The 2,668-nt window shown below is 71.3% G+C and carries 4 protein-coding genes and 1 tRNA gene; 3 read left to right on the top strand and 2 right to left on the bottom strand.

The features are described from left to right. Positions 1 to 554, top strand: a 554-nt coding sequence (locus tag HW445_RS25905) for an NAD(P)H-binding protein (protein ID WP_180223314.1), incomplete at its 5' end; no start/stop codon positions are given. Positions 555 to 716: 162 nt separating this feature from the next. Here the strand turns inward: HW445_RS25905 and HW445_RS25900 are convergent. Together HW445_RS25900 and HW445_RS25895 are read right to left on the bottom strand one after the other, a co-directional pair. Continuing rightward, positions 717 to 1,466, bottom strand: a complete 750-nt coding sequence (locus tag HW445_RS25900) for a Clp protease N-terminal domain-containing protein (protein WP_180223313.1) — start codon at positions 1,464 to 1,466, stop codon at positions 717 to 719. Between the two features lie 156 nt (positions 1,467 to 1,622). Further along, positions 1,623 to 1,707 (bottom strand) — tRNA-Tyr (locus HW445_RS25895). 217 nt (positions 1,708 to 1,924) lie between these two features. Here HW445_RS25895 and HW445_RS25890 point away from each other — a divergent pair. Both HW445_RS25890 and HW445_RS33780 read left to right on the top strand, forming a co-directional pair. Further along, entirely contained in the window at positions 1,925 to 2,413 is a 489-nt protein-coding gene (locus tag HW445_RS25890) for a YajQ family cyclic di-GMP-binding protein (RefSeq protein ID WP_151771801.1), read from the top strand. 163 nt (positions 2,414 to 2,576) lie between these two features. Further along, positions 2,577 to 2,668 (top strand): VOC family protein (locus HW445_RS33780; protein WP_306673363.1); only part of this gene is annotated, 92 nt, incomplete at its 3' end.

Below are 2,668 nucleotides of genomic sequence, written 5' to 3'. Positions count from 1 at the left end.
ATGCCGCCGACCTCCGCGAGGCCGGCGCCGAACCCCTCGTGTGCGACCTGGAGTCGGCCACGCCCGAAGAGGTCGCCGAACTCCTGCGCGGCGCCGACGCCGCCGTCTTCGCGGCGGGTGCGGGCCCGGGCAGCGGGGCGGACCGCAAGGCGACCGTCGACAAGGGCGCCGCCGTGCTGCTCGCCGACGCCGCCGTGCGCGCGGGCGTCCGCCGTCTGCTGGTCGTCTCCTCCATGGCCGCCGACCCGAACCATCCGGGCGACGAGGTCTTCGACGTGTACCTGCGCGCCAAGGGCGAGGCCGACGCCCATGTCCGCTCCCTGGGCGAGGCGTTGGACTGGACGATCCTGCGGCCCGGCATGCTCACCGAGGACGCCGGCACCGGCCGCGTCCTCCTGAGTGCCTCCACCGGCCGGGGCCCCGTCCCGCGCGACGACGTGGCCGCGGTCCTGGCAGAACTCCTCGACTCCCCGGGGACGGTGGGGCTCACGCTGGAGCTGATCAGCGGCTCCACGCCGGTGCCGGACGCGGTGAAGATGGTCTCCGGCGAGTAAGCGGCTCGCGCTGGGCGGGAGTTCGGAGGAACTCGACACAAGCAGAGCGGGAGCTCGGGACGCGGGTTCCCCCGGACTCCCGAACTCCCGCCTCCGGCCGCCCGGTTCCCACCGTTGCGGCCGCCGATTACCGCGGCCGCCGGCTGCTACCGCGGCTGCCGGTTACTGCGGCTCCTGGTCGCCCGGCCGGGCGCTCTCCCCCGTGAACGCCGCCAGCGCCTTCGCGACGTAGCGCTCGGTGGCGTCCTTCCGCACCCCGAGGCCGCTGAGGACGCCCTCGCCGTTCTCGTGCTCCAGCAGGGCCAGCAGGATGTGCTCGGTGCCCACGTAGTTGTGCCCGAGCCGCAGCGCCTCACGGAAGGTGAGCTCCAGGACCTTCTTGGCCGCGGAACCGTAGGGAACCAGCTCCGGCGGGTTCTCGGACGCCGGCGGGAGCAGCGCCGTCACCGCCTGCCGCACGGCCTCCGGGGTGGCGCCCTGGTCCGTCAGCGCGCGGGCGCCGATCGACTCCGGCTCCGCGAGCAGTCCGAGCACCAGGTGCTCCGGCAGCCCCTCCGCGCCCCCGGCCGCCTTGGCCTCGGTGTGCGCCGCCCCGACCACGTTGCGGGCGCGGGCCGTGAACCGGTTGAACCCCTGGCTGGGGTCGAGGTCGTGGGACTCCTTGGGCACGAAGCGCTTCTGGGCGGCCTGGCGGGTGACGCCCATGCTCTGTCCGATGTCGGTCCACGACGCCCCGGCCCGCCGGGCCTGGTCCACGAAGTGGCCGATCAGGTGGTCCGCCACCTCACCGAGGTGTTCCGCGGCGATCATGGCGTTCTGCAGCTGCGTCAGGGCGTCGGGGTTGCCCTGCTTGATGGCGTGGATGAGGTCGTCGAGGCGCACGGAAGCCGCGCCGAGCGGGTTCGTCGTCATGCGTCAACCGTAAGTTGACACTCCGATGTCGTCAACCCGCGGTTGACACTCCCTGACGGTTCGTCCACCCCCGCCACAGGGCCGCGTGGACGTGCGGACAACGCGAAGCCCCCTCCGACCTGCCGTGATGGCTGGTCGGAGGGGGCTCCGTCTGTCTGGTGGCGGCGCCAGGATTCGAACCTGGGAAGGCTGAGCCGGCAGATTTACAGTCTGCTCCCTTTGGCCGCTCGGGCACACCGCCTAGACCGTGTCACGAAGTGGAACCGGCTTGCGGCCGGGTCTCCCTCGCGACGACGTAAACAATACCTGATGCGCGGGGGTGCTCCGCCACTCCATTGATCGCGGTTCGGGGGCCGGGTGATGGCTAGGCTTGGGCGGGCTCGGTCCGGGGCGCGTCCCCGGGTCCGCGGCCCCGTCAAGCACCCCGACACAGACCCCGATGCAAGGAGCCACAGGACATGGCCGACTCCAGTTTCGACATCGTCTCGAAGGTCGAGCGGCAGGAGGTCGACAACGCCCTCAACCAGGCCGCCAAGGAGATCTCGCAGCGCTACGACTTCAAGGGCGTCGGCGCCTCGATCTCGTGGTCCGGTGAAAAGATCCTGATGGAGGCGAACTCCGAGGACCGGGTCAACGCGGTCCTCGACGTCTTCCAGTCCAAGCTGATCAAGCGCGGCATCTCGCTGAAGGCCCTGGACGCCGGCGAGCCGCAGCTGTCCGGCAAGGAGTACAAGCTCTTCGCGGAGATCAAGGAAGGCATCTCCCAGGAGAACGCCAAGAAGGTGGCCAAGCTCATCCGCGACGAGGGCCCCAAGGGCATCAAGGCGCAGGTCCAGGGCGAGGAGCTGCGGGTCAGCTCCAAGAGCCGGGACGACCTGCAGGCCGTGATCGCGCTGCTGAAGAACCAGGACTTCGACTTCGCGCTGCAGTTCGTCAACTACCGGTAACCATCGGTCGGTTGAGGCGCCGGAGTGGCAGGGGCGCATCGCGGGGCCCGGCCCGGCGGTGCGCCCCTGCCGTGCCCCGCTGCCGTGCCACCGGCCCGTGCCGCCCCGCCGCCGGGCCGTCGCGCCTGGCGGAAGGGGGGCCGCGTCCGGCAGATTCGCCCCCATGACTTCCGTGGTGCAGAACATGGCGATCGACTGTGCGGACGCGTACGCGCTGGCGCGGTTCTGGAGCGAGGTGACCGGGTTCCCGCTGGA

The sequence above is a fragment of the Streptomyces sp. UH6 genome, assembly GCF_013421635.1.
GTDB classification, from domain to species: Bacteria; Actinomycetota; Actinomycetes; order Streptomycetales; family Streptomycetaceae; genus Streptomyces; species Streptomyces abyssomicinicus.
Note: the sequence above shows the minus strand (reverse complement) of the source record. Positions and strands in the feature narration are given on the sequence as shown.

What these genes read in the sequence shown, in the direction of transcription:
- HW445_RS25900 (WP_180223313.1), bottom strand. Translation starts at nt 1,466, where the DNA reads ATGACGACGAACCCGCTCGGCGCGGCTTCCGTGCGCCTCGACGACCTC.
- HW445_RS25890 (WP_151771801.1), top strand. Translation starts at nt 1,925, where the DNA reads ATGGCCGACTCCAGTTTCGACATCGTCTCGAAGGTCGAGCGGCAGGAG.